This is a genomic window from Ciceribacter azotifigens, from assembly GCF_048159625.1.
GTDB lineage: Bacteria > Pseudomonadota > Alphaproteobacteria > Rhizobiales > Rhizobiaceae > Allorhizobium > Allorhizobium azotifigens.
Window position 1 is genome coordinate 1 of record NZ_JBLQTA010000043.1, and the last position, 3076, is coordinate 3076.

Annotated in this window: 2 protein-coding genes and 2 pseudogenes; 1 reads left to right on the forward strand and 3 read right to left on the reverse strand. The window is 61.5% G+C overall.

The genetic code is table 11. The features are described from left to right. Positions 1-102 precede the first annotated feature (102 nt). Positions 103-1241 (reverse strand): IS3 family transposase gene (locus tag ACM6UT_RS23030; RefSeq protein WP_416799607.1). Its coding sequence is split into 2 segments (ribosomal slippage): positions 103-983 and positions 983-1241, totalling 1140 coding nucleotides; the frame shifts between segments, so codons are not numbered across the junction. 234 nt (positions 1242-1475) lie between these two features. On the opposite strand from ACM6UT_RS23030, the pseudogene ACM6UT_RS23035 reads away from it, so the two are divergent. After that, positions 1476-1616 (forward strand): annotated as a pseudogene (locus ACM6UT_RS23035) (transposase); the annotation flags it as partial. A 106-nt stretch (positions 1617-1722) separates the two neighbouring features. On the opposite strand, the pseudogene ACM6UT_RS23040 reads toward ACM6UT_RS23035, so the two are convergent. Next, a pseudogene (locus tag ACM6UT_RS23040) lies at positions 1723-2736 on the reverse strand (aldehyde dehydrogenase (NADP(+))); the annotation flags it as partial. Beyond that, positions 2700-3076: aldehyde dehydrogenase family protein (locus tag ACM6UT_RS23045; protein WP_416799608.1), on the reverse strand; the 377-nt coding region annotated here is incomplete at its 5' end. The gene ACM6UT_RS23045 and the pseudogene ACM6UT_RS23040, both read right to left, overlap by 37 nt.

Sequence of the window (3076 nt, forward strand, 5' to 3'; positions counted from 1 at the left end):
GCCTCGGCGAAGGCGCGGAGGCCGCGCACCGCGTAGCTGGTAGAGGTGGCTCGGTTTGTCTGAACAGCTTCGTGCGCTTCGCTAAGTGGATTTCCGCCTCGATTATGCCGCCACCATCATTGGTGCCAGCGCGTTGAAGTAGGCCTGATCCGGTGTCTGCCGGTCAAGGGATGAATGTGGGCGTCGAGTATTGTAAAAGGTCAGATAGCGGCCGATGCCGACGCGGGCCTCGGACACGGTCTTGTAGGCGTGGAGGTAGACCTCCTCGTATTTGATCGAACGCCAGAGCCGTTCGACGAACACGTTGTCCCGCCACGCACCCTTGCCATCCATTGAGATGGCGATCTCCGCCTTCTTCAGCACCGCCGTGAAGTCCATCGAGGTGAACTGCGAACCCTGGTCGGTATTGAATATTTCTGGCTTTCCGTAGCGAGCCAGCGCCTCCCCGACCGCGTCGATGCAGAAGTCCGCTTCCATCGTGATCGACAGCCGCCACGACAAGACCTTCCGGCTGAACCAGTCCACGACAGCGCAGAGATAGACAAATCCTCGCGCCATGGGGATGTAGGTCAGGTCCATCGCCCAGACCTGATTGGGCCGGGTGACCGCCAGCTTTCGTAGGAGGTAGGGATAAATTTTGTGCCCTGGCGCTGATTTCGAGGTGTTCGGGCGGCGGTAGATCGCTTCGATGCCCATCTTCTTCATTAGCGTGGCGACGTGCAGCCGCCCGGTCTCCAGACCTTCTCCTCTCAAAAGCCCTTGCAACATCCGACTTCCGGCAAACGGGTAGTCGAGATGCAATTCATCGATCCGCCGCATCAGGGCAAGGTCGCCATCAGGCACCGGGCGTGGAGAATAATAGACGCTTCCACGGCTGAAGCCGAGAAGTTTCGCCTGGCGCACGACGGATAGCTTGTGCTCGCGGTCGATCATTTCTTTCCGCCCAGCAATCCCGCCTTGCCGAGCGCACCGGATAAAAAATCGTTCTCCAGTGTCAGCTCGCCGATTTTCGCGTGCAGCGTTTTGACATCGATGGTCGGACCCGTCGGCTCCGGTTTCGTTTCATCGCCGAACACACCCGCCGCCCCCTCAAGGAGCTGGTCTTTCCATTGCTTGATCTGGTTGGCGTGCACATCGAACTGTTGGGACAACTCCACCAGCGTCTGCTCACCTCGGATGGCGGCAAGTGCCACCTTCGCCTTGAAAGCCGGGCTATGGTTCCGGCGCGGTCGTCTCGTCATGGTATCTCCTGTTCCCGGCATCTAAGCCGAAGTCAGGCGGAAATTCCACTTATCCTGGTTGTGCAGATTTCCCGAGCCACCTCTGGTCGACAGGCTGAGATAGAGATCGACATTAGCGAGCGCACGCTCGGCCTGGCCATGATGACGCTCTAGACTAGTCCTAGTGTTAGTCCTGAGACTAGGGAGATTCACGTTGGCCCAGTTGGCTATGTTCCAAGCGGCCGGGGCGGCCGCCTGGTAGGGCGTCGCAACTTCAGCGAGGCCGACAAACGCCGTATCGTCGAGGAGGCATGTCGGGAAGGTGCGTCGGTCTACGGTGTTGGCAACAAATACGGCATTGCATCGAGCGTGCTGTTCCGCTGGCGCAAGGCATTCGGAATGGATGAGCCATGCCGCATTGTGCCGGTCACGATCAGTGACGCGCCCGACGGTATAACGGTGCGCCTTGGTGTGTTGGGTTTCGGGATTGCGCCGCCCGAGGTCATCGCAGGTCGATCGGGAGAAGCTGTTCCGGAAGGTTCTGATAGCAGATCGGTCTCAGCCACCTTCGAATGGAGAGCGTTCCCACTGAGGTCGCACCGAAATTGGTGGAAGCTGGATAAGGTCCTCCATGGACCATTGCATCGCAGACCTCGACGCCGGTCGGATAGCCGTTGGCGAGTAGCCTCCCGGCCTTGCGTTCGAGAATGGGCACAAGGGCACGGCCGAGCGTCATATCTTCATCCTCCATATGCAGCGTGCAGGTGAGTTGCCCGTGCAACCCCTTGGCGATGGCGATCATTTGCTCGGCGTCAATGGCACGCACAATCATGCCGAGCGGACCAAACACCTCCTCGCCTAGTGTTTCGTTCGCGAGCCACGCGGCACCCGTGGTGGCAAACAGATAGGGCGTTGCATTGCGCAGATTACAAACGCTGGTGAAGACCTCCCGTACGCCGCCGGTGCCGGCGATGCGGTCGCGTCCGGCGCGATAAGCAGCGGCAATGCCGTCGGTCAGCATGGTCTGCGCACCGATCGGCTCAAGCGCGCCAGCCGCTGCCTCGACGAAGGCGTCGGCTCCCGGTCCTTCGATCAGGACGGCGATGCCGGGATTGGTGCAGAACTGCCCTGCACCCAAAGTGAGGGAGCCGGCCCATCCCTTCGCGATCTCGTCGCCGCGGCTCCGCACGGCCTCGGGTAGAACGAACATGGGGTTCACCGAGCCCAACTCGCCGAAGAAGGGGATAGGTTCGGGCCGTGAAGCGCACAGATCGAACAGGGCGCGACCACCCGTCAACGAGCCGGTGAAGCCGACGGCCTTGATCAACGGATGGGTCACCAACGCGTGGCCGACATCGCGCTTGCCTCCCTGGATCAAGGAGAAGACGCCGGGATGAATACCGCATCTCTTCACGGCCGCATTGACCGCTTGGGCCACGATCTCACCCGTGCCGGGATGGGCGGAATGGCCTTTCACCACTACCGGGCAGCCTGCCGCCAGTGCCGACGCCGTATCGCNCCGACATCGCGCTTGCCTCCCTGGATCAAGGAGAAGACGCCGGGATGAATACCGCATCTCTTCACGGCCGCATTGACCGCTTGGGCCACGATCTCACCCGTGCCGGGATGGGCGGAATGGCCTTTCACCACTACCGGGCAGCCTGCCGCCAGTGCCGACGCCGTATCGCCGCCTGCCACGGAGAAGGCAAGCGGGAAGTTGGATGCGCCGAACACGGCGACCGGGCCGATGGGCCGCTGGATCATGCGCAGATCCGGGCGTGGCAGTGGTTGGCGATCCGGCAGCGCCTCGTCATGGCGGCGGTCGAGATAGTCGCCCCTTTCGATATGGCTCGCAA